22 protein-coding genes are annotated in these 19,827 nt (G+C 56.7%); 4 read left to right on the top strand and 18 right to left on the bottom strand.

Annotation, left to right across the window (positions count from 1 at the left end; all coding sequences use genetic code 11):
- Nucleotide 1: 1 nt before the first annotated feature.
- The gene (locus tag QIT27_RS07050; protein ID WP_285263310.1) at nucleotides 2–1,294 is read right to left on the bottom strand and encodes a nucleotide sugar dehydrogenase; all 1,293 of its coding nucleotides are present in this window, start codon (nucleotides 1,292–1,294) and stop codon (nucleotides 2–4) included.
- A 196-nt stretch (nucleotides 1,295–1,490) separates the two neighbouring features.
- Here QIT27_RS07050 and ubiG point away from each other — a divergent pair, with 196 nt between their 5' ends.
- A complete protein-coding gene (ubiG, locus tag QIT27_RS07045; RefSeq protein WP_285263309.1) occupies nucleotides 1,491–2,234 on the top strand; it encodes a bifunctional 2-polyprenyl-6-hydroxyphenol methylase/3-demethylubiquinol 3-O-methyltransferase UbiG in 744 nt (247 codons plus the stop codon).
- Complete coding sequence (locus QIT27_RS07040; RefSeq protein WP_159342208.1) at nucleotides 2,234–2,905, top strand: HAD-IA family hydrolase; 672 nt, start codon at nucleotides 2,234–2,236, stop codon at nucleotides 2,903–2,905. Before ubiG ends, QIT27_RS07040 begins: the two co-directional genes overlap by 1 nt.
- Nucleotides 2,906–2,927: 22 nt before the next feature.
- On the opposite strand, the gene QIT27_RS07035 is transcribed toward QIT27_RS07040, so the two are convergent.
- The 13 genes from QIT27_RS07035 to QIT27_RS06975 all read right to left on the bottom strand — a co-directional run bounded on the left by QIT27_RS07035 (nucleotide 2,928) and on the right by QIT27_RS06975 (nucleotide 13,714).
- Nucleotides 2,928–3,689, bottom strand: a complete 762-nt coding sequence (locus QIT27_RS07035; RefSeq protein WP_285263308.1) for a YciK family oxidoreductase — start codon at nucleotides 3,687–3,689, stop codon at nucleotides 2,928–2,930.
- 33 nt (nucleotides 3,690–3,722) lie between these two features.
- Nucleotides 3,723–4,532 (bottom strand): tol-pal system protein YbgF, encoded by an 810-nt coding sequence (ybgF, locus tag QIT27_RS07030; RefSeq protein WP_285263307.1) that lies wholly within the window; start codon nucleotides 4,530–4,532, stop codon nucleotides 3,723–3,725.
- A 47-nt stretch (nucleotides 4,533–4,579) separates the two neighbouring features.
- Nucleotides 4,580–5,119 carry a peptidoglycan-associated lipoprotein Pal gene (pal, locus tag QIT27_RS07025; RefSeq protein WP_159342211.1) on the bottom strand — a complete coding sequence of 180 codons (540 nt, stop codon included), beginning with the start codon at nucleotides 5,117–5,119 and terminating at the stop codon, nucleotides 4,580–4,582.
- A gap of 45 nt (nucleotides 5,120–5,164) precedes the next feature.
- Nucleotides 5,165–6,451, bottom strand: coding sequence for a Tol-Pal system beta propeller repeat protein TolB (tolB, locus tag QIT27_RS07020; RefSeq protein WP_285263306.1), 1,287 nt, complete (start codon nucleotides 6,449–6,451; stop codon nucleotides 5,165–5,167).
- Nucleotides 6,451–7,611 (bottom strand): cell envelope integrity protein TolA, encoded by a 1,161-nt coding sequence (tolA, locus tag QIT27_RS07015; RefSeq protein ID WP_285263305.1) that lies wholly within the window; start codon nucleotides 7,609–7,611, stop codon nucleotides 6,451–6,453. Before tolA ends, tolB begins: the two co-directional genes overlap by 1 nt.
- Nucleotides 7,612–7,624: 13 nt before the next feature.
- Nucleotides 7,625–8,062 carry a protein TolR gene (gene tolR, locus QIT27_RS07010; RefSeq protein WP_159342213.1) on the bottom strand — a complete coding sequence of 146 codons (438 nt, stop codon included), beginning with the start codon at nucleotides 8,060–8,062 and terminating at the stop codon, nucleotides 7,625–7,627.
- A gap of 11 nt (nucleotides 8,063–8,073) precedes the next feature.
- Nucleotides 8,074–8,769, bottom strand: coding sequence for a protein TolQ (tolQ, locus tag QIT27_RS07005; RefSeq protein WP_159342214.1), 696 nt, complete (start codon nucleotides 8,767–8,769; stop codon nucleotides 8,074–8,076).
- An 11-nt stretch (nucleotides 8,770–8,780) separates the two neighbouring features.
- Nucleotides 8,781–9,197: a tol-pal system-associated acyl-CoA thioesterase gene (ybgC, locus tag QIT27_RS07000; protein WP_159342215.1), complete on the bottom strand. Its 417-nt coding sequence runs from the start codon at nucleotides 9,195–9,197 to the stop codon at nucleotides 8,781–8,783.
- On the bottom strand, nucleotides 9,194–10,231 hold the full coding sequence (ruvB, locus tag QIT27_RS06995; protein ID WP_159342216.1) for a Holliday junction branch migration DNA helicase RuvB: 1,038 nt from the start codon (nucleotides 10,229–10,231) through the stop codon (nucleotides 9,194–9,196). The genes ybgC and ruvB overlap by 4 nt, the downstream gene beginning before the upstream one ends.
- Nucleotides 10,232–10,282: 51 nt before the next feature.
- A complete protein-coding gene (gene ruvA / locus QIT27_RS06990; protein WP_159342217.1) occupies nucleotides 10,283–10,891 on the bottom strand; it encodes a Holliday junction branch migration protein RuvA in 609 nt (202 codons plus the stop codon).
- Between the two features lie 68 nt (nucleotides 10,892–10,959).
- On the bottom strand, nucleotides 10,960–11,511 hold the full coding sequence (ruvC, locus tag QIT27_RS06985; protein WP_285263304.1) for a crossover junction endodeoxyribonuclease RuvC: 552 nt from the start codon (nucleotides 11,509–11,511) through the stop codon (nucleotides 10,960–10,962).
- A gap of 82 nt (nucleotides 11,512–11,593) precedes the next feature.
- Nucleotides 11,594–13,375, bottom strand: coding sequence for an aspartate--tRNA ligase (gene aspS / locus QIT27_RS06980; protein ID WP_285263303.1), 1,782 nt, complete (start codon nucleotides 13,373–13,375; stop codon nucleotides 11,594–11,596).
- A gap of 63 nt (nucleotides 13,376–13,438) precedes the next feature.
- On the bottom strand, nucleotides 13,439–13,714 hold the full coding sequence (locus tag QIT27_RS06975) for an FmdB family zinc ribbon protein (protein ID WP_159342220.1): 276 nt from the start codon (nucleotides 13,712–13,714) through the stop codon (nucleotides 13,439–13,441).
- 200 nt (nucleotides 13,715–13,914) lie between these two features.
- Between QIT27_RS06975 and QIT27_RS06970 the strand changes: the two genes are divergently transcribed.
- Entirely contained in the window at nucleotides 13,915–14,865 is a 951-nt protein-coding gene (locus QIT27_RS06970; RefSeq protein WP_285263302.1) for a D-2-hydroxyacid dehydrogenase, read from the top strand.
- Nucleotides 14,866–14,894: 29 nt separating this feature from the next.
- On the opposite strand, the gene QIT27_RS06965 is transcribed toward QIT27_RS06970, so the two are convergent.
- Nucleotides 14,895–15,170: an acylphosphatase gene (locus tag QIT27_RS06965; RefSeq protein WP_159342221.1), complete on the bottom strand. Its 276-nt coding sequence runs from the start codon at nucleotides 15,168–15,170 to the stop codon at nucleotides 14,895–14,897.
- Between the two features lie 17 nt (nucleotides 15,171–15,187).
- Nucleotides 15,188–16,087 (bottom strand): YihY/virulence factor BrkB family protein, encoded by a 900-nt coding sequence (locus tag QIT27_RS06960; protein WP_159342222.1) that lies wholly within the window; start codon nucleotides 16,085–16,087, stop codon nucleotides 15,188–15,190.
- A 175-nt stretch (nucleotides 16,088–16,262) separates the two neighbouring features.
- Here QIT27_RS06960 and QIT27_RS06955 point away from each other — a divergent pair, with 175 nt between their 5' ends.
- Nucleotides 16,263–17,357 carry a bifunctional nicotinamide-nucleotide adenylyltransferase/Nudix hydroxylase gene (locus QIT27_RS06955; RefSeq protein ID WP_159342223.1) on the top strand — a complete coding sequence of 365 codons (1,095 nt, stop codon included), beginning with the start codon at nucleotides 16,263–16,265 and terminating at the stop codon, nucleotides 17,355–17,357.
- Between the two features lie 8 nt (nucleotides 17,358–17,365).
- On the opposite strand, the gene QIT27_RS06950 is transcribed toward QIT27_RS06955, so the two are convergent.
- The gene (locus QIT27_RS06950) at nucleotides 17,366–18,283 is read right to left on the bottom strand and encodes a LysR substrate-binding domain-containing protein (protein ID WP_159342224.1); all 918 of its coding nucleotides are present in this window, start codon (nucleotides 18,281–18,283) and stop codon (nucleotides 17,366–17,368) included.
- A 56-nt stretch (nucleotides 18,284–18,339) separates the two neighbouring features.
- Nucleotides 18,340–19,758, bottom strand: coding sequence for a cardiolipin synthase (cls, locus tag QIT27_RS06945; protein WP_253016344.1), 1,419 nt, complete (start codon nucleotides 19,756–19,758; stop codon nucleotides 18,340–18,342).
- Between the last annotated feature and the right edge of the window lie 69 nt (nucleotides 19,759–19,827).

The raw sequence follows: 19,827 nt of genomic DNA, 5'->3' as shown, positions 1-19,827 counted from the left end.
CTTAAAGCGTCGTTGGATCGGCGCGTCGCCCAATCCCTCGGTAATGCAAGCCACAGCTCGCCACGAAAGCAGGGTCGTAAATGTTTCGGCCATCCAAGACCAGTCGTGCGTTGATCAGGGAAGCCAGACGGTGCCAGTCGGGGTTCCAGTAGGCTTTCCATTCGGTTACCAACATCAACGCATCCGCATCTTGGCATGCCAAGTAAGGGTCTTCTTCGAAGGTCAGCAGGTCCTTTCGCTGCCCAACCGCCGCATGCAGCGCCGGAATGGCAGCAGGATCGTGGAGCTTGACCATCACGCCCTGGGCCCATAACGCTTCAAGCAGCGTCAAGACTGGCGCATGATCGATACGAGCAGTCCCCGGCTTGAACGCAGCCCCCCATACCGCCACGGTTTTACCGGCTAAATCGCCCTCGAAAAATGCCCAGAGTTTCCTGAATAGCGTCTCTTTTTTCTGCTCATTGATGTCCATGACTTGCTCGAGCAGCGCAGAGTAGCGCCCGCTAGCCGACTGCACGTCGGCTAACCGCATTAGATCCCTTGAAAAATTGGGACCGCCAAAACCACAGCCGGGATAGAGATATTCAAAACCGATTCGCGTATCGGCCCCCATTCCTTGGCGGACATGCTCGACATCCACGCCGAGCGTATCGGCCAACCCGGCAATCTCGTTCATGTAACTAATGCGAGTCGCCAACATACCATTGATCGCCAGCTTGGTCAGTTCGGCCGCTCGGCTAGGCATGCATTGAAATACTTCGCTTCGCCGATTGAAGGCGCGGAGCAGCTCTCGGGCCATCTGTTCGCCTTTGGCATCGTCGCAGCCCAACAACCAGCGGACAGGCCGTGTAAACGATAGCCACGCCCGCCCCTCTTCCAATGTGTCTGGCAGCGCCACGCGGCTGTGCTGATGCCCCATGAGAGAGTGCAAACGCTCCGTCTCTCCGACTGGGAATGTCGAGTTATTGACCAATACCGCACCACTGTAAGCATCGAACATAGGGTGCTGTAGCAGGGAACTGGCCGCTTGCCGCTGGCTTGGGGAGAGCCCTAGCCACACGATATCGGGTGTTTCGCACGCCTCGGGGCTATCGATCACCCGTAAGTTGCCAGTGGCCATGGCCTGCTCTATGTGCGCCATGAGTGAGGGTTCGCGTCGCAGCCAGTCCGCATTGGCCAGCGTGGGCCATGGAACGCTATCGTGGAGCAGCCAGTCCACTCGATGCCCCACCCATGCCAACGCCGCCGCTGCCGTCGCGGCGCTAAGTTCACTTCCATGCAGCAGCACACGCATCAGTGGCTCTCCCTATCCGATAAGCGCCGATAAAATAAAGTGTTAGGCGTCATGAAGCGTTCCTTTCCATGCGTTTGGCGTCAGGAGTGGTTAGAATAACCATAATACTCAACGTTAGAGTGGATGCCACCTTGCCACGCACACTGCTGTCGGGCGCACGGACCACTCATCACCCACTGCTAATGGGGGCTACACCATGCCAGAGACACTTCAGGATAGCACTTCTGAGCGCTACCAAGACAACGTCGATGCGGCAGAAGTTGCGAAATTTGAAGCACTTGCCAGCCGCTGGTGGGATCCGAACAGTGAGTTCAAGCCGCTGCACGACATCAACCCGCTGCGCCTTGACTTCATCGACGCACGTGCGGGGCTGGCCGGGAAAAAGGTCCTGGACGTTGGCTGCGGTGGCGGCATTCTGAGTGAATCGATGGCCCATCGCGGCGCCCATGTAACAGGCATCGACCTGGGGGAAGCACCGCTTGGGGTTGCTCGCTTGCACGCCGACGAGAGCGGTGTCGAGATCGATTACCGCCATATCAGCGTCGAAGGCTTAGCAGCCGAGCAGCCGGGCCATTACGATGTGGTGACCTGCATGGAGATGCTGGAACACGTACCCGACCCTGCCTCGGTTATTCGTGCCTGCAGCGCCTTGGTGCGCCCTGGCGGCTATGTGTTCTTTTCTACGCTGAACCGTACGCCGAAATCCTATGCATTTGCCATATTGGGCGCAGAGTACGTGCTCAAGCTTCTTCCTCGCGGCACCCACGACTACGCAAAATTCATTCGCCCTTCAGAAATGGCTCACTGGGCGCGCTCATCGGCGCTTGAGGTACGTGAGCAGACCGGCTTAACGTACAACCCCGTGACACGCCATTATCGTCTGGTGGCTCATGATGTATCCGTCAATTACATGATGTACTGCCGTAGAGAGAGCGAGTGATGCGGATGCCCTCTCCCCAAGCGATTCTATTTGATCTAGATGGCACGCTGGTCGACACCGCACCTGACTTGGCGGCAGCCACGAACGCGCTACGAGCGCACCACGGGTTGGCCCCGCTGCCCTTTCAAAAGATACGCGGGCAAGTCTCGAATGGCGGCAGCGCCCTCGTTACACTGGCATTAGGGTTGGAATCGGGTAGCGACGCGCACGATAAAGCCCGGCAGTTTTTGCTGGATGCTTATGAGCAGGCCGTGGCCGTCCATAGCCAACTGTTCGCACCGCTGGATGAGTGGCTGCTCGCATGGCAGGGGGAAGCGCGATTGTGGGGCATCGTCACCAATAAACCACGGCGCTATACGGAACCGCTGATCGAAGCGTTGGCGCTGACCCCGGGCGCCCTACTGTGTGCTGACGATTTGAGTGTCAAGAAGCCAGCCCCTGAACCGCTTTGGGAAGCGGCAAAACGCCTCGGCGTTTCGCCCGAAGCGTGTTGGTACATCGGCGATCATGTAAGAGACATGGAGGCAGCCAAAGCCGCAGGAATGACGGCCGTGGCGGTGGGCTATGGCTATATCAGCGAAGAAGACGACTATCAGCAGTGGCCAGCCGACCTATGGTTTGCGACCTGCGCTGAGCTGGTGGCCGCTTTGCACGACCACCGAACGGCTTAAAAGAGATAAAAGAGAGAAACGATCAAGCGCGAGGCGGCTGGGCATCAAACTTCTGGCCGCTGACGCCTTTGCTATCGGGCCCCATGAGCCATAGGTATGTCGGCATGATCTCTTCGGGTGTTCGCAGCGTGAAGGGGTCTTCCCCAGGGTAAGCGGTACGGCGCATTTGTGTCCGCGTTGCCCCTGGGTTCAGCGTATTGACCCGCACGTTGGGCTGATTGTCCAATTCGTCGGCCAGCACTTCCACAAAGCCTTCCGTTGCAAACTTCGACACCGAATAGGCTCCCCAGTAAGCGCGCCCTTTACGCCCTACGCTGGATGACGTGAACACCACCGAAGCATCGTCGGAGGCTTGCAGGAGCGGCAGCAGTGCCTGGGTCATCCAGATGGGGCCATTGATATTGACCTGCATCACCTGCTCCCACAGCTCCGGATTGTACTGATCGAAAGGCGTGATTCGGCCTAGTAATCCTGCGTTATGCAACAAGCCGTCCAAACGACCGAACTCTTTGTCCAGCTTTTCTGCCATGTCGTGAAAATCTTTGAGCGTCGCCCCTTCGAAATTGAGCGGAAAAATGGCGGGCTGTGGGCCGCCCGCTGCCTCAATCTCATCGTAAACGCGTTCAAGCTTGGCAATCGTGCGCCCTAATAGCACTACGGTAGCCCCATGGCGGGCATAGGTTAATGCCGCCGCGCGACCAATCCCATCTCCCGCACCGGTTACCAACACGACGCGGTTTTCCAACAGATTGGGCGTTGGTTGATAGTCGATTTTACAGCTCATGAGGTTTCCTTGAGGCGTTTCTAGTCAATCTATTTAACCTGCCGACTGGCGCAAAAAGTCATTCGCCAACCCTGCGGCACTGCTCTGCGGATAGTCGTCGCGTACCTGCTCTAGAAGCTCACGGCTGCGCTCCGCTTCTCCTTTGCGCGCTTTCACCAAGCCCAGCTTGTAGAGCGCATCGGGAACTTTCGAACTACCGCTGTACTCTTCGATGACGCGAGTAAAGGCTTGATCTGCGGCGTCCAGCTCACCTTCGGCGGCGTAAAGTTCGCCTAGCCAGTAGTGGCCGTTTGCCGTCAGGCTGCTATCAGGATGGTCGGCCACGAAAGCTTCGAACGCGGCAATCGCATCACCAAATTGCCGGGCCTGCACATGGGCAAAGGCCGCTTGGTAATCTGCCTGGGCATCCTCACTAACGTTACGCGTGGAGGGGGCTTTAACGACCTGCTCTGCCGCTTCAGGCTCTACCTCCGGAGTTGCCTGCTCGATTTGGCTAGGCGCGCTGCTCATCAAGCGATCTTCGATGTCTAGATACTGCTGCTGTGTTTGGTTGCGCAGCTGCTCCAACTGATGACGCAGCTCTTCGATTTGACCACGCAACTGCTGGATTTCCTGCTGATGCTCTTGCACTTGGTTGAACAGCACCAAGTTGCCACCTGACGACTCTTGCCGCTGAGTCTGCTGGTAAAAGCCGCTGGATGAACTGGAAGAGAGATCTTGTACCAGGGGTTGCTGCGCCAAGACGGCACTGGACAAAAGTGATAAGGGCAATACGGACAGCGGGAGCACTAAGGCTCCCGCACCGCACAGCCTCTCAAAATAGCATTTGAGACTGTGATTCATGATAGCTCCGAATGATGCGAATGGCGTGCTTTCGCACGCCAATGCTATCAGTAGTTAAAGACGACGCGACGGTTTTGCGAGTAGGCATTTTCGTTTTGGCCACTCGCTGCCGGACGCTCTTCACCGTAGCTAACCACGCTCATTTGTGACGGAGAAACGCCCTGAATGTTCAGAAAACGCTGTACGGCTCCGGCACGACGCTCACCCAGCGCCATGTTGTATTCGCGTGTGCCGCGCTCATCGGTATGGCCGTGCAGAACCACACGGGCATTCGGGTTGGCACGCAGGTAGCGCGCATGAGCCATGACGACCGACTCATAGTCGCTCTTGATGGTGTCACGATCATAATCGAAGTAGATCGTACGCACTTCGGGAATACGTGAGTCAGCCTGCTGGCCAGCGCCCGAACCGGACGTTGAACCATACTGGCCACTAGTGCCCACACCCGACGTGTTAGCACCCATACTGCTGCCATCCTGGCTTCCGTACGAGTCACCGTCTTGGGTTCCGCCGGTGCTGGAACAGCCAGCGATAACTACGATAGATAACGCGACTGCCAATGAGCGAGCCAACGGCTTAAGTTGCATAATCAGACTCCTTGCCTGAAAACAGAAATTAGTGCTGTTCATCTATTAATTTAAGAAAGGTGACCACGCGGGGTCACGTACATCACCTTGTGCTGCGGGCAACCTAAATGACGAGCGGCCATCGGCTGAAACGGCACTTAGTACTCCGCTATTACCCTGTTGGGTAGCGAAGATTACCATGGTCCCGTTCGGTGCAACACTAGGAGATTCATCTCTGGTGGATTCGCTCAACACGACTAAGCGTCCGCCATCAAGATTCTGCTTCGCCACTTGGAAACCGCGGCTCGAACGGTGAATCAAAAAGATCTCTTCACCGTCTGGCGAGAAACGTGCACGGGCGTTGTAGTTGCCTGTAAAGGTCAGTCGGTTGGCCTCTCCACCGCCTAACGAAGTTTGATAAATCTGCGGGCCGCCGCTGCGATCCGACGTAAAAATCAAGCTGCGACCATCCGGAGACCACGCGGGTTCGGTATCGATACTGTTGCTGTTAGTAATACGGTCCAGCGAACGGTTGGCTACGTCCAGCACGTAAATTTCCGGCTGACCGTCCTTGGAGAGTGACATGGCGATGCGGCGGCCATCGGGTGACCACGTCGGGGCACCATTGATGCCATCGAACGACGTAGCTTGAACGCGCTGTCCCGTATTGACGTCTTGGATGTAAATGGACGCTTTGCCCGTCTCGAAAGAGACGTAGGCCAATTTACGACCATCCGGCGACCAGGCGGGCGACATGATCGGCTGATCGGACGTCAGCACCTGCTGGCTGCGACGTCCATCGGCATCGGCTACGTACAGGCCAAACTGCATGTTGTCACCCAACCCCTGTGCCGTTACGTACGCGATGCGCGTCGAGAAGGCACCGCGAATATCGGTGATGGCTTCGAAGATTTGATCACTGATGTAGTGTGCCGCACCTCGCAGATCGTTGCTGCTGGCCGTTACCGTTTCACTGATCATGGGACGCTGACCGCTGATGTCGACCAAATCGAACTGCAGCTCATATCCGCTGCCCGTCTGCTGGGCACGCCCTACCACTAGATAGCGCACATCCAACGAACGCCAGGTGCCGAACTCGACATCCGCCGCTTGGCTTGGACGGTCGAACATGGCGCTGCGCTCTAACGGCGCGAAAAATCCGCTGCGTTCGAGGTCATCCTGCACGATTTGCGCAACGTCCTCAGGCAGGCCCTCGTTACCTGCGAACGGAACGACACCGATGGGCAGCGCCTGATCGCTGCCACGGGTAATTTCAATGGTTAGATTAGCGCTTGCTACGCTGCTGATCAGTAGCAGTACGCAAAAAAGCCACACTTTGCTTAACGTTTGCATCAGCGAACATCCCCCGGGGTAAATCGCAGATTAAATTGACGTAAAGTACGCTGCTGTTCCGCTGGCAAGTCGCGTAACTCGCTGAACGGAGCCGCATGTTCAACCGCTTGCATGGCTGAACGATCAAAAGCACTGTCGCCGCTTGAAGAGGCCACGGACGTCGCTAATAGCTCACCCGATGGACCAAGCCGTACCTGTATCGTAGCACTCATCGAGTCACTCGCTGCTGGCGGGATCAGCCAGGCCTGCTCAACGGCACGGCGCACGATATTGATGAAGCTATTGGCTGCTTGCTGTGCCTGTTGAGCATTGGCGGCCGCTTCTGCTTCTCCCGCGAGCTGGCGTTGCATGGCGGCTTCCGCCGCTTCTGCTGCGCGACGCTCTTCCGCTTCACGAGCGCGCTGCTCCTCTGCTTCTCGTTGGCGACGAGCCTCCTCTTCGCGCTGACGCTCCGCCTCGGCCTCCCGCGCACGTTGCGCTTCGGCTTCTTCACGTGCTCGCTGCTCTTCGGCTTCGCGCTGACGTCTAGCCTCCTCTTCGCGAGCACGCTGCTCTTCCGCTTCGCGCTGACGTTGAGCTTCTTCCTCGCGTTGGCGCTGCTCCTCAGCTTCACGCTGGCGCTGGGCTTCCGCTTCTGCTCGGGCACGCTCTGCTTCGGCTTCACGCTGGCGCTGAGCCTCAGCCTCTTCGCGAGCGCGCTGCTCCTCGGCTTCACGGGCTTGGGCTTCGGCTGCCTGCTGTTCGGCTAACCGCTCCGCTTCTTCAGCGCGGCGCTGAGCCTCAGCTTCCGCCTCTGCTTGCGCCTGCTCGAGTGCACGGGCTTGTTCAGCCGCTTCGGCCTCCGCTTCGCGTTGCGCCGCTGCGGCGGCTGCTTGCTCCTCTGCGGAAGGCTCGTCGCTGGGCGGTTCTGGGTCGGGCGTTTCTGGCTCAGGGGCATTGTTCATGGCCGCCTGCTGCTCGGTGACTTGCTGGGCCTGATCAGTGAACGTTTCCGTGCTCACAAACGTGGCCTGCACGATCGAGGAGGAGTCAGGCTCGGCCGTCATGCTGGGTAGCTTGACCAAGCTAAACACAATGACCAGCAGGTGCACGGCAACGGCCAACACCGTTGGCCACGTATAACCAACATCTTGAGGGTCACGCGGTGGTTTCACAGCCATGTGCGACTCGCCCTTAACCATCTTGCGGCGGCTCGGAGAGCAGCCCCACATTGGCGACACCCGAGCGCTGTAGCGTGCTCATCAGCAGGACGATCTGCCCATAGGGGACGTTGCGGTCTCCCCGCACCATGACCGGTGTTCCCGGTCGGCGTTGTAGGATGGCCATGACCCGTTCCGACATCTCTTCGAGCGTCACGGAGGTCGAGTCCTCACCCAAAGTAATGAAGTAGCCGCCTTCGCGGTCTACCGAAATAATGATGGGGTCATTGTCTTCCGGTGTTTCGATAGGCTCAGAGGTGACTTGAGGCAGGTCGACCTGTACCCCTTGCGTCAGCATGGGGGCGGTGATCATGAAGATGACCAGCAGAACCAGCATGACATCGATGAAGGGAACGACGTTGATCTCCCCCATCGGCTTGCTCTTGCCGCTACGATTGAACGGACCTTGCATGGCAGACTCCCTTAACCGGCGCTAGGTTTGCCGTCACGCCCTTGCAGATTACGATGCAAAATCGCGTGAAACTCTTCAGCAAAGTCTTCGTATTTGCCCAACAGGCGGGATGCGTTATTGGATAAGCGGTTATAAAAAATAACGGCGGGAATCGCAGCGAAGAGCCCCATGGCTGTGGCAATCAGTGCCTCGGCAATCCAGGGGGCTACCGTGGCCAGCGTCGCCTGCTGCGTCATAGAAAGTGACTGGAACGATCCCATGATGCCCCAAACCGTGCCAAATAAGCCGATGTAGGGGCTGGCTGAGGCGACCGTTGCCAAAAATACGAGATGCTGGGTCAAACGATCCTCTTCGCGCGACCATGCCACGCGCATGCTGCGTTGAACGCCTTCCAGCACCGTATCTGCGCTGCGGGTCTTGGGCATGAGCCGATTGAATTCACGAAAACCTGCCTGAAAAATATGCTCTGCGCCGTGCCGTGGATCGTCCGCCGGAATTTCGCGATATAGCTCGTTCAGATCGACGCCCGACCAAAACGACTCTTCGAACTGGTTGTACTCTTGCTTGGCTCGGCGAAGCGCAATGCTGCGCTGAAAGATCACCACCCATGAGAGGATCGACCCCACCACTAGCAGCAACATGACCAGCTGGACGACCGTGCTGGCACTCATTATTAAGTGGGGAATGGACATGGTGTTATCGTTCACAGTTGCCCTCTTCAATCAATTGATGTCGTTATCGACGAAGGTGTGGTGTTAAGCGATGATGGCCACGCTTTCGGACGCAGAGTGGCTGCGTTTAGGCAGGCTATCTCGACTGTTGCGGAACACAAGAGTTCCTCGTCACGGCGCACTTGCTGCTCGAACGTCATGCGACAGCGCCCTTGTTGCGTAATTTTTGCCGTCACCGTGAGCGCCTCATCCAGCCGAGCGGGTTTGGCGTAGTGACAGGCCATGCGGTATACCACTAGCTGTGTACCTTCGTCTAGCAGCGTTTGCTGATCAAGCCCTAAATCACGTAACCATTCGCTGCGCGCCCGTTCCATAAACTTCAGGTAGTTAACGTAGTAGACAATTCCTCCCGCGTCAGTATCTTCCATATAAACCCGGACGGGGAGGCGAAACTCGTCGTTCATGGCCGACGCTCTCCTTCGACATCGATCGATTGTTCGTGGGGCGTCCGGTCGAAGTGTAGCCAAGCTTGACGGGTGACCACGCGCCCCCTAGGGGTACGCATCATTAGGCCTTGCTGAATCAAGTAAGGTTCGATGACGTCTTCGATGGTATCGCGCTCTTCGCCAATGGCAGCGGAGAGAGAGTCGACCCCTACCGGCCCGCCATCGAATTTATCGATCATGGCCAGCAGTAAGCGGCGGTCCATGTGATCCAGTCCGTGATGATCGACATTCAGCATGTTGAGCGCGGCATCGGCCAACGAGACATCGACCACGCCGTTCCCTTTGATCTCGGCGTAGTCACGCACCCTGCGCAGCAGACGATTGGCAATACGAGGCGTTCCACGAGAGCGCCGGGCGACTTCGATGGCTCCTTCACGGCTGGTTTCCACGCCAAGCAAGCGGGCGGAACGCGCGACGATTTCCGTCAGCTCTTCGAGGTTGTAAAATTCGAGGCGCTGCACGATGCCAAAGCGATCACGCAGCGGCGACGTAAGCAACCCCGCCCTTGTCGTGGCCCCTACCAGAGTAAAACGAGGAAGATCCAGCTTGATGGAGCGTGCCGCTGGCCCCTCACCGATCATGATATCGAGCTGAAAATCCTCCATCGCTGGATACAGCACTTCTTCCACCACTGGAGAGAGGCGGTGGATTTCATCGATGAACAGCACATCGCCGGGTTCAAGGTTCGTGAGCATCGCAGCAAGGTCACCCGCGCGCTCCAGCACCGGGCCGGATGTCGATTTCAACCCGACGCCCATTTCGGTGGCGATGATATTCGCCAGCGTCGTTTTACCTAAACCTGGCGGGCCGAACACTAGCGTGTGGTCCAGGCTCTCTTCGCGGAGCCGCGCCGCGCCAATGAAAATCTCTAGCTGCTCGCGAACCCGCGGTTGCCCAATATAGTCTTTGAGGTGTTTGGGACGAATCGCATGGTCGATGCGTACTTCGCCCTGTTCTGGCTCAGCGGCAATTAATCGGTCGTGTTCTAACATAGTGGCTCTTTTAAAGTGCTTGCCAATGCAGACTCATGATGTCCCCACAGATCAACCGGACATTCGCTTGGTCAATGCGGCTTTGATGAGCGCTTCGGTGCTCTGATTCGGATCAACATCAGCGAGCATTTTGGCCGCTTCGGTCAGCTTATACCCCAGGCTGACGAGGGCGGCCTCTGCGTCTGCCAACTGGTCTCTGGGCGGGGCGTGCCCACTCGTGGCTTCCATCGCCAACGGCGCGTCGCCGCCCTGCTCCCATTCGGGGAAACGATCACGCATTTCGATAATCAAGCGTTCCGCCGTTTTTTTGCCCACCCCCGGAAGCTTGGTCAGCGCTTTGCTGTCATCGTCTCGCACACAGCGCATGAAGGCGTCTTCATCCATGCCGGACAGAATCGCCAAGGCGAGCTTCGGACCAACACCGTTGACTTTGATCAACGCGCGAAACAGTGCCCGCTCATGGTCTCGCCCAAAGCCATAGAGCAGGTGTGCATCGTCCCGGATGGTGAGATGGGTATAAAGCGTTACTTGCTCGCCAGGGGCAGGTAGCGCCACGAACGTGTTCATCGACGCTTCGAGTTCGTAGCCCACTCCGTGAACGTCCACCACCATCCACGGCGGCTGTTTTTCCAGCAATAGGCCCGTTAACCGTCCAATCATGTGATGCCTCCCAGCCAATCAAAACAGCCGCCACTATAAAGCCACTCTGTACAGATGACCAGTAAGGCCTAGAGCCGCCAGCGTCCCGTGGAACGCCGTTTGCTGCGTGATGGGGTTGCCGCGACAAGCGCGCTCCCTGCGAAGGCGTGTGTGAGCGCAATGGCCAATGCATCAGCGGCATCCGCCTGGGGCGTTGCCGACAGGCCAAGCAGCGTCGTGACCATGTGCTGTATCTGGCTTTTATCGGCACCTCCCTGCCCGGTCACCGCTTGTTTAATCTGTCGTGCCGCGTATTCGGCAATACTCAGCCCATGGTTCGCCAGACAGACCAACGCCGCCCCGCGCGCTTGACCGAGTTTTAGTGCAGAATCTGCGTTCTTCGCCATGAACACGCGCTCGACGGCAACGGCATCCGGCCGGTGCAGTCCGATCACCTCGCTAATGCCTGCGTAAATTTGTGCAAGACGCTGCTCCAACGCACCCTCCGCCGTGCGAATACAACCACTGGCCACGTAGCGTGGCTTTATTCCCACCAAGTCAATCACCCCATACCCTGTGATACGTGATCCCGGGTCGATCCCCAAAATCCTGATCGTAGTGGGCGGCTGTCTCTCATCCATGGACGCTTCTCTTATTAATGCCGCAAACAAAAACACCGACGCTAGGCGTCGGTGTTTGACTTGTCAAAGCGTCACAGCGGTCTTATTCGCCCGCCGTATCTGCCTTGGCTTTTTGACGTAAACGAATGTTCAGCTCTTTTAGCTGATCGGCACTGACCTCACCTGGTGCATCGGTCATCAAGCAAGCCGCACTTTGCGTTTTCGGGAATGCAATGACTTCACGAATGGTTTTTGCACCCGCCATGAGCATCACCAAGCGGTCCAAACCAAAGGCAAGGCCACCGTGGGGCGGCGCGCCGTACTGCAGCGCATCCAGCAAGAAGCCGAACTTCTCTTGCGCTTCTTCTTGGCCAATGCCCAAAATTTCGAACACGGTGCTTTGCATGGTTTGATCGTGAATACGAATAGAACCACCGCCAAGCTCCGTGCCGTTGAGCACCATGTCGTAAGCGCGGGAGAGCGCTTTGGCCGGGTCGGCCTTCAACTCTTCCGGCGAACAAGACGGTGCCGTGAACGGGTGGTGGAGCGGGCTTAGGCGCCCATTGTCATCGGCTTCGAACATGGGGAAGTCAACGACCCACAATGGCGCCCAGGCTTGGGTGTAGAGGTCGAGATCAGCCCCCAGCTTGACGCGTAATGCGCCAATGGCTTCGTTGACGATACGCGCTTTGTCGGCACCAAAGAAGATGATGTCGCCATCCTCGGCACCCACACGGTCCAACAGCTCTTCGACAACGTTCTCCATGAACTTGACGATCGGCGACTGTAGACCATCCAACCCTTTGGCACGCTCGTTGACTTTGATCCAGGCAAGGCCTTTCGCGCCGTAGATGCCTACGAACTTGGTGTATTCGTCGATCTCTTTACGGGAGAGCTTGGCGCCGCCCGGCACTTTGAGCGCCGCCACACGACCGTCGTCTGCGCTGGCAGGACCGGAGAAGACCTTGAAATCCACCTGCTGCATGAGGTCATCGACATCCGTCAGCTCCAGCGGAATACGCAGGTCGGGCTTGTCGGAACCGAAGCGATCCATGGCTTCTTGCCAAGTCATGCGGGGGAACTCAGGAAGTTCGACGCTCAACACTTCTTGGAACAACTGACGAATCATGGCTTCGGTAATGCCCATGATGTCGCTCTCTTCCACGAAAGAGGCTTCGATATCGATCTGTGTGAACTCAGGCTGACGGTCAGCGCGCAGGTCCTCGTCACGGAAGCACTTGGCGATTTGGTAGTAGCGGTCAAAACCCGCCACCATCAACAGCTGCTTGAACAGCTGGGGAGACTGCGGCAGTGCAAAGAAACTGCCTGCATGGGTGCGGCTAGGTACCAAGTAGTCCCGTGCGCCTTCGGGTGTGGCGCGAGTCAGTACCGGCGTTTCGATGTCCAGGAAACCCTGGTTTTCCAGGTAGGCACGAACGCTGTGCGAAATGCGTGAGCGCAGACGCAGTTTCTCAATCATGTCGGGGCGACGCAAATCGATATAGCGATGCTTCAAACGCACTTCTTCACCGACTTTGCCATGCTCATCCAGTTGGAAAGGCGGCGTTGCAGCGGTATTGAGCACCTCGACTTCTTTTGCCAGCACTTCGATCATACCGGTAGGCATGTTGGGGTTTTGCGTGCCTTCGGGGCGCAGCCGAACACGGCCAGTAATACGCAGAACATACTCGCTGCGTGCACGGTCGGCATTAGCAAACGCCTCGGCGGTATCGGGGTCTACGACGAATTGGGCGATACCATCACGGTCGCGCATGTCGAGAAAGATAACCCCACCGTGGTCACGGCGGCGGTGAACCCAGCCGCAAACGGTGACCGTTTGATCCACCAATGTTTCGTTAAGCTGGCCGCAATAATGGCTGCGCATGTCACATCCTGTTCTGTTTCGTGGCAATTAAGTTGTCTTGGGCCATGGCCCTGACAGCCGCGGCTACGCCGCGGCGCCTTTGTTCGTTGACGTACTGCTGGTATCGCTTTTCGCACTACCGGCAGCTTGTCCATCGGCAGCAAGGTTCTTTTTGCTGCCTGTTTTGAAATCAGTTTCGTACCAACCGCCACCCGCTAAGCGGAACCCGGCTGCAGAGACCAAGCGCTCCAGATCATCTTGCTGACATGCAGGGCAGCTTTTTAACGGATCTGCGCTAATTTTCTGAAGTTTTTCCATGCGATGGCCGCAGGCCTTGCACTCGTACTCATAGATGGGCATGTTGATGGCTCCTGAAAAAGCTCAACTCCAACAGGTTTCGTCTTGTCAGTATCGTGGTTAACCCAACGTTACCAAGCTGACAATATGTGGCCTGCCAGGATAAATTCCAAGACTGCGGTCGATAGAGCGCTCATTATACCCTTTTGTGCCCCCTGCCGAGCAAGGCCAAGCGGCTTTCGGCAGTTAATGGAGAGAATAATATGTCCCAAGCGGTCATACTGGATGCCCAAAGCCTTGGCCCCGATATCGATTTGACGGCGATTCGCAATGCCGTCACGCACTTAGAGATCCATCAACAAAGCACCACGGCGCAGGCCCGTGAACGTTTGGCCAAGGCCGATATCGCCATCGTCAATAAGGTAAAGCTCGACGCCGAAACGCTCGCCCAGCTACCCTCGTTGCGACTCATCTGTGTGCTGGCCACTGGGTTGAACAACATCGATTTGGAGGCCGCCAAAGCGCATGGCATCGTCGTCAAGAACGTCTCGGCTTACGGCACGGCCAGCGTCTCGCAACATACGCTCATGCTCATGCTGTCACTGGCCAACCGCCTACCCCGCTACCAAGCGGACATTGCCGATGGAAAATGGCAGAACAGCGACTTTTTCTGCTTGCAGGATCATCCCACGTTGCAGCTGTCCGGCAAGCAACTGGTGATGGTGGGCCAAGGGGAGCTGGGGTCTGAAGTGGCGCGTCTAGCCGAAGCCTTTGGCATGCAGGTCACGTTTGCCGCCCGCCCAGGCAACGAGCAGAACGATCAGCGCCCATCCTTGGACGAACTGCTACCTACCGCCGACGTCATCAGCCTTCACTGTCCGCTGAACGAAGCAACGAAACACCTTCTCGACAAAGCGCGTCTCGCAAAGGCCAAATCGTCGCTCTTGATCGTCAACTGTGCCCGTGGCGGGATCATCGACGAAGTGGCGGCGTTGGAAGCTCTGCGCAACGGAGACATTGGCGGGCTCGCAGTCGATGTACTGCCTGCCGAGCCACCAAGCGATGGACACCCGCTACTGGATGCCCTGGCGAACGCAGAACCCCTCAATCTCATCGTGACGCCGCACAACGCATGGATAACCCCCGAAGCACGTCAAAATATCGTCGCTTTAACCGCTGACAACATTCGTGCATGGCAAACGGAAAACCATTGATTCGATGTCTAGGCACACCCGGCGTGTGCCTAGTACGTCGAAAAATGGTCAGGGGCGTGATGGTCAGCCAGCGTTTCAAGCGTAACGTGCGTAGCCTGCGCCCCTTCAGGACCTTGCCATAGCCATTGAGCAAGCTCAGATACCATCGCTGACTGTCCGCACATGAGCACTTCGACTCTGCCATCGGGCAAGTTCTTAGCGTATCCGGTAATCCCCCTCAACAGCGCTTGCTCCTGCGTGGCGCGCCGATACCACACACCCTGCACTTTCCCAGTGACGAAAGCGCGTACGCAGCATTGTGACATGGCTGACTCCTCTATCTTCAAAGCAGCTCTCGCTTGACCAGCACAGCGCTATTGCGTGGCACCAACGGGCGACCTCGTCGTAGTAATAACGAGCGCGTGAACGCTGCACCAAACAGCAGGATGAGAGAACTGTAGTAAACCCAGAGCAGAATCATGACCACGGACCCCGCAGCCCCATACGTCGAAGCCGTTGCGGTATAGGCCAGATAGATCGCGATCACGCTCCGCCCAATCGTAAACAGCACCGCCGTGACTACGGCGCCAATCAAGACATCCTGCCAGCGTAGCACGACATCCGGCAGTACTTTGAAGATCGTGGCAAATAGCAGAGCCACCATGGCTAAAGAGATCAGCGACTCGGCCGTTGTCGTCAGCAGACTCGCAAAAGGGAGTAGATCGTTGGCGGCATGCAGCATCCCTCTCAACATGACACCAAGCACTAATGACACGAGCAGAATAAAGCCAATCGAAAGAACCACGGTCAAAGAGAGCAGGCGATTTTTAACGAAAATGAGTGCGCTATTGCTGTTAGGTTTAGCGGTTACTCCCCAAATCGTATTGAGTGAAAACTGCATTTGAGCAAACACGGTCGTGGCCCCGACAAGCAATGCGATAAAGCCAAGCAGCGTAGGTAACACCCCCGACTCTTCGATACGCGACTGTGCGACCGCCTCTTCGATGGCAAGCGCCGCATCCGCTCCCAAGGTACCCTGCAGCTGCGCAACGATCTGCCCCTGGGCGGCCTCTTCTCCCAACACGACACCAATGACGGTGACCGCAATGATGACGGTCGGCGCCAATGAAAACAGCGTGTAGAAGGCCAGCGAACCGGCGTAGCTGAACGCATTGCGTTCGAGCCATAGTGACGTTGCATCTTGAACCACGTTCCACCAAAACGTGAGCGTTTTTTTCATCATGATGTTTCCCTTTCACGCAGTGCACAGCGTCCTTTTGCAACGCTTATATGATGACTCATGAATAAGCATACCCAATCAAAGCGTTGAGCGCAGGCACGATAGCATTGCAGGGATGTATGACGCCCACCATAATGGCGACGCTTCGCCCACTTGCTTCAGCTTTCAAGGACACTCAATGAACTCAGATGCCGCTCGAGCTATGACGTCGTACGACTTCGATTGCTTGGTGTTCATTGGTCGTTTTCAGCCACCCCACCTGGGACATTTGGCCATTATTCGTGAGGCTCTCAAACAAGCGCGACAAGTCATCGTCATGGTCGGCTCCTCCTGGCAAGCACGCTCATTGCGCAACCCCTGGCATTTCGATGAGCGTCAGGCGATGATTCGATCAGGGTTTGACGATGCAGACAATCAGCGGCTTGAAATTACGCCCCTGTTGGATGCGCTGTATAACGACGATGTCTGGGTGAGAGACGTACAGCGAAAAGTACGCGACTTAGCCGCCCCGACCAATGCACGGCTACCGCGTATTGGGCTGATTGGCGCAAGCCGTGGACAATCTAGCTACTATTTATCGCTTTTCCCCCAGTGGGAATCGGTCAGCGTGCCCTTGGTCGAGGGGATTTCAGCCAGCCAAATCCGAGAGCGATTGTTTCGCTCCCCTGGCGCTACCGATGACTACTTGAGCACCGGTGCCTACCACGACCTGCCCCCCGGCGTCGTAAAGAGCGTTGGCGATTTTTGTAAAGGCACTGCCTACCATCGGCTTTTAGAAGAGCAGCAGCTCTTAGATCAGTATCGACAAGCCTGGGCACAAGCCCCCTACCCGCCCATCTTTGTCACGGTGAACGCCGTGGTCGTCCAGTCGGGTCATGTACTACTGGTCAAGCGCACAGCAGCGCCCGGCAAGGGGTTGTTTGCTCTCCCAGGTGGGTTCATCAATCCCCATGAGCGCCTGCTAGACGCTTGCCTAAGAGAGCTGCGGGAACGACTGCGTCTGAAAGTTCCAGAGCCGGTATTGAAAGGCTCCCTGAAGGGCCAGCGCTTGTTCGATGAACCGCACCGAAGCTGGCGAGGCCGTACACTGGCCGAAGCGTTCTATTTTGCCCTGCGGCCCGATCAACAGTTGCCTCGCCTGAAACCCGTCAAGGGCGGCGACCATGCGCGCTGGGTTGCGCTGGCCGACCTAGAACCAGAAAGTTTGTTCGAAGATCACTTCTTCATTATTCAAAACTTTCTCGGACTACCGGCCGATTTCGGCTCTCTTTAGGGCTGCGCTCAGGCTTGCAAAAAGTCTCGCGGCAGTTTCATCATCTGCCTCCACAGCCTCTCTACCCCTGGTTTATGAACCAGCGAACAGCGATAGAGGCGAATTTCCAGTGGAATGTCCCAACTCTCATCGCCTGCCCGCACGAGTCTGCCCGTCTTTAGCTCCTCGCGAATGCAGAAGTCCGGAATCCACGCAACGCCCACGCCCTGCAGCACCATGCCTTTCAAACCTTCGGCCATCGCCGTTTCATAGACGGTTCTCAGCTTCATACGGAGCGGATCGTTTTTTAGCAGCATCCTTACACTGCGGCCTAGGAAGGCGCCTTGGGTGTAGGCGAGATAAGGTATCGAGCTATCACGCTGTAGAGAGAACTGTGGTTGGCCATGCTCGTCGGGTAGCGAGACCGGCAACATTTTGACTTTGCCGATGGAAAACGAAGGAAACACTTCTGCATCCAACTGCATGGTGGCGAAGGGATCGTAGTACGCCAGCATCAGGTCGCAGTTACCCTCGCGGAGTACATGAATGGCCTCGCCGACGTTCATGGCGACCAAGCGCGTCGGCAACTCCCCCAGACCTTTTTGCAGTCTAGAGATCCACGGGGGATAGAAACTCAGCGCGAGCGAGTGCGCCGCGACGATATCCAGCGCTTCATTGGCAATCGACAAACCGCGCAAGTGGCTGAGTGACTCGTTCAGTTGCTCGACTAAGTTGCGGGCAGTCACTAAAAAAAGCTGCCCTTCTGAGGTCAACCCAATAGGGGTAGTGGATCGGTCGACCAGGGTGACGCCAACGGCCTGCTCCAAGGCCCGAATACGCCGACTGAAAGCGGGCTGGGTGACATGGCGCTGGCGAGCAGAGGCAGAAAAACTTCGTGTGTTAGCAAGCGCAACGAAGTCTTCAAGCCATTTTGTTTCTAGATTCACCCATGACTCCTATTGTTTGAACGCCTGGGGTTAGGTTATTTGGCTGGGAGAGACGTTTACTGTACGGGTGCCATTAAATAAGCAGCACGGGACACGACCTTTTTCCACATAGGGCGCTGGCTGACTTCATCGAGGGTCACTCGCCGACATTGCGCAAAATCGTTTTCCAGCATGGTGGCTACGTCGCGGGCAAAGTCTGCGCTGGGAATGAAGGCCGTGATTTCAAAGTTCAGTCGAAACGATCGGTTATCCAGGTTCACTGTGCCCACCGTGGCAGACGAGTTATCAATGAGCATGACTTTTTGGTGTAAAAAACCAGGTTGATAACGGTATATTTTAACGCCTGCTTTGAGCATGTCCGGCAAAAAAGAGAACGCCGAGAGAAACACCAGCAAATGATCAGGCCGCTCAGGAATCATGACGCGTACATCGACACCGCGCATGGCGGCTAACCGCAGAGAGTCCTGCACTCCCTGATCAGGTACGAAATAAGGGCTGGTGACCCAAAAGCGCTGGTTAGCACTATGGATCAATTGCTGGACGAGCAAACCTGCAGTGTCCTGCTTATCGGCAGGTCCGGAGGGAACAATGACCACCTGCTGATTTTGCTGTGGATGGCTTTCAGCATGCCAGTTCAGCGTGATTACGTCCCCCGTAGCCCAGTGCCAATCCTCCCAAAAGGCTTCTTGCAGCCCTAAGACGCAGGGGCCTTGAACGTATAGATGGGTATCTCGCCAAGGACCATGCTTGGCACTTTTGCCAAGGTACTCATTACCGACGTTAAGGCCGCCAACCCACCCCTGCTTACCGTCCACCACCGCAATTTTGCGATGATTCCGGAAATTGAGCTGGAAGCGGTGTTTGAGTCCGCGTGACGAGCGGAACGGGGTTACTTCGACACCACGCTCACTCAGCTCGTTCAAATAGCCGTCATTGAGTTTGCGACTACCAATTTCGTCATAAAGAAAGTAGACGCGCACGCCACGCTCGACGGCCGCGATCAAATATCGATGAAGCTGCCTACCTAGCTCGTCGTCACGTACGATGAAAAACTGAATGAGCAGATAATCCTGCGCTTGCTCGATACCGGCGAACAAACTGTCGAAAGTCGCCTGGCCATCGACCAGCAGCTCGGAGCTATTGCCTTTCGTCAGCGGCATCATGGCTAACTGCTCGACGGCTTGAATATCGGTGTTCTCCGAATAGGCCACGTGAGGTTTCACGTTATGGCGATAGCGGACGAGCACCCGACGCAGCACTGAGTCTCTAGCGCCTCTAGCGGTGACGTAGCCATAAAAACGCGGCCGACCGAAGAGCCAGTACGCAGGCACTGCCGCATAAGGAAAGGTCAGCAGGGAAATGATCCAGGCTACCGCTCCTTGCGACGTTCGACTCGACATCAATGCCATCACGGCCGAGATCAATCCCAGCACGTGAATCAACATAATCCCTGTCCCTAACAACCAAGAGGTCATTCGCTATTCCTCGCCCACCCTTCGGAGTGACTTCTTATGTCTCATACACAGGAGCCCCGCTAGAACGGG

The organism is Halomonas sp. LC1 (assembly GCF_030247125.1).
GTDB lineage: Bacteria > Pseudomonadota > Gammaproteobacteria > Pseudomonadales > Halomonadaceae > Vreelandella.
The sequence above is the reverse complement of the archived record's forward strand: the minus strand, read 5'-3'. Positions and strand labels throughout refer to the sequence as shown.

Excerpts from the sequence above, each read along its gene's own strand:
- QIT27_RS07050 (WP_285263310.1), bottom strand. The coding sequence starts at position 1,294 with ATGCGTGTGCTGCTGCATGGAAGTGAACTTAGCGCCGCGACGGCAGCG.
- ubiG (WP_285263309.1), top strand. The coding sequence starts at position 1,491 with ATGCCAGAGACACTTCAGGATAGCACTTCTGAGCGCTACCAAGACAAC.
- QIT27_RS07040 (WP_159342208.1), top strand. The coding sequence starts at position 2,234 with ATGCGGATGCCCTCTCCCCAAGCGATTCTATTTGATCTAGATGGCACG.
- QIT27_RS07035 (WP_285263308.1), bottom strand. The coding sequence starts at position 3,689 with ATGAGCTGTAAAATCGACTATCAACCAACGCCCAATCTGTTGGAAAAC.
- ybgF (WP_285263307.1), bottom strand. The coding sequence starts at position 4,532 with ATGAATCACAGTCTCAAATGCTATTTTGAGAGGCTGTGCGGTGCGGGA.
- pal (WP_159342211.1), bottom strand. The coding sequence starts at position 5,119 with ATGCAACTTAAGCCGTTGGCTCGCTCATTGGCAGTCGCGTTATCTATC.
- tolB (WP_285263306.1), bottom strand. The coding sequence starts at position 6,451 with ATGCAAACGTTAAGCAAAGTGTGGCTTTTTTGCGTACTGCTACTGATC.
- tolA (WP_285263305.1), bottom strand. The coding sequence starts at position 7,611 with ATGGCTGTGAAACCACCGCGTGACCCTCAAGATGTTGGTTATACGTGG.
- tolR (WP_159342213.1), bottom strand. The coding sequence starts at position 8,062 with ATGCAAGGTCCGTTCAATCGTAGCGGCAAGAGCAAGCCGATGGGGGAG.
- ybgC (WP_159342215.1), bottom strand. The coding sequence starts at position 9,197 with ATGAACGACGAGTTTCGCCTCCCCGTCCGGGTTTATATGGAAGATACT.
- ruvB (WP_159342216.1), bottom strand. The coding sequence starts at position 10,231 with ATGTTAGAACACGACCGATTAATTGCCGCTGAGCCAGAACAGGGCGAA.
- ruvA (WP_159342217.1), bottom strand. The coding sequence starts at position 10,891 with ATGATTGGACGGTTAACGGGCCTATTGCTGGAAAAACAGCCGCCGTGG.
- ruvC (WP_285263304.1), bottom strand. The coding sequence starts at position 11,511 with ATGGATGAGAGACAGCCGCCCACTACGATCAGGATTTTGGGGATCGAC.
- aspS (WP_285263303.1), bottom strand. The coding sequence starts at position 13,375 with ATGCGCAGCCATTATTGCGGCCAGCTTAACGAAACATTGGTGGATCAA.
- QIT27_RS06975 (WP_159342220.1), bottom strand. The coding sequence starts at position 13,714 with ATGCCCATCTATGAGTACGAGTGCAAGGCCTGCGGCCATCGCATGGAA.
- QIT27_RS06970 (WP_285263302.1), top strand. The coding sequence starts at position 13,915 with ATGTCCCAAGCGGTCATACTGGATGCCCAAAGCCTTGGCCCCGATATC.
- QIT27_RS06965 (WP_159342221.1), bottom strand. The coding sequence starts at position 15,170 with ATGTCACAATGCTGCGTACGCGCTTTCGTCACTGGGAAAGTGCAGGGT.
- QIT27_RS06960 (WP_159342222.1), bottom strand. The coding sequence starts at position 16,087 with ATGATGAAAAAAACGCTCACGTTTTGGTGGAACGTGGTTCAAGATGCA.
- QIT27_RS06955 (WP_159342223.1), top strand. The coding sequence starts at position 16,263 with ATGAACTCAGATGCCGCTCGAGCTATGACGTCGTACGACTTCGATTGC.
- cls (WP_253016344.1), bottom strand. The coding sequence starts at position 19,758 with ATGACCTCTTGGTTGTTAGGGACAGGGATTATGTTGATTCACGTGCTG.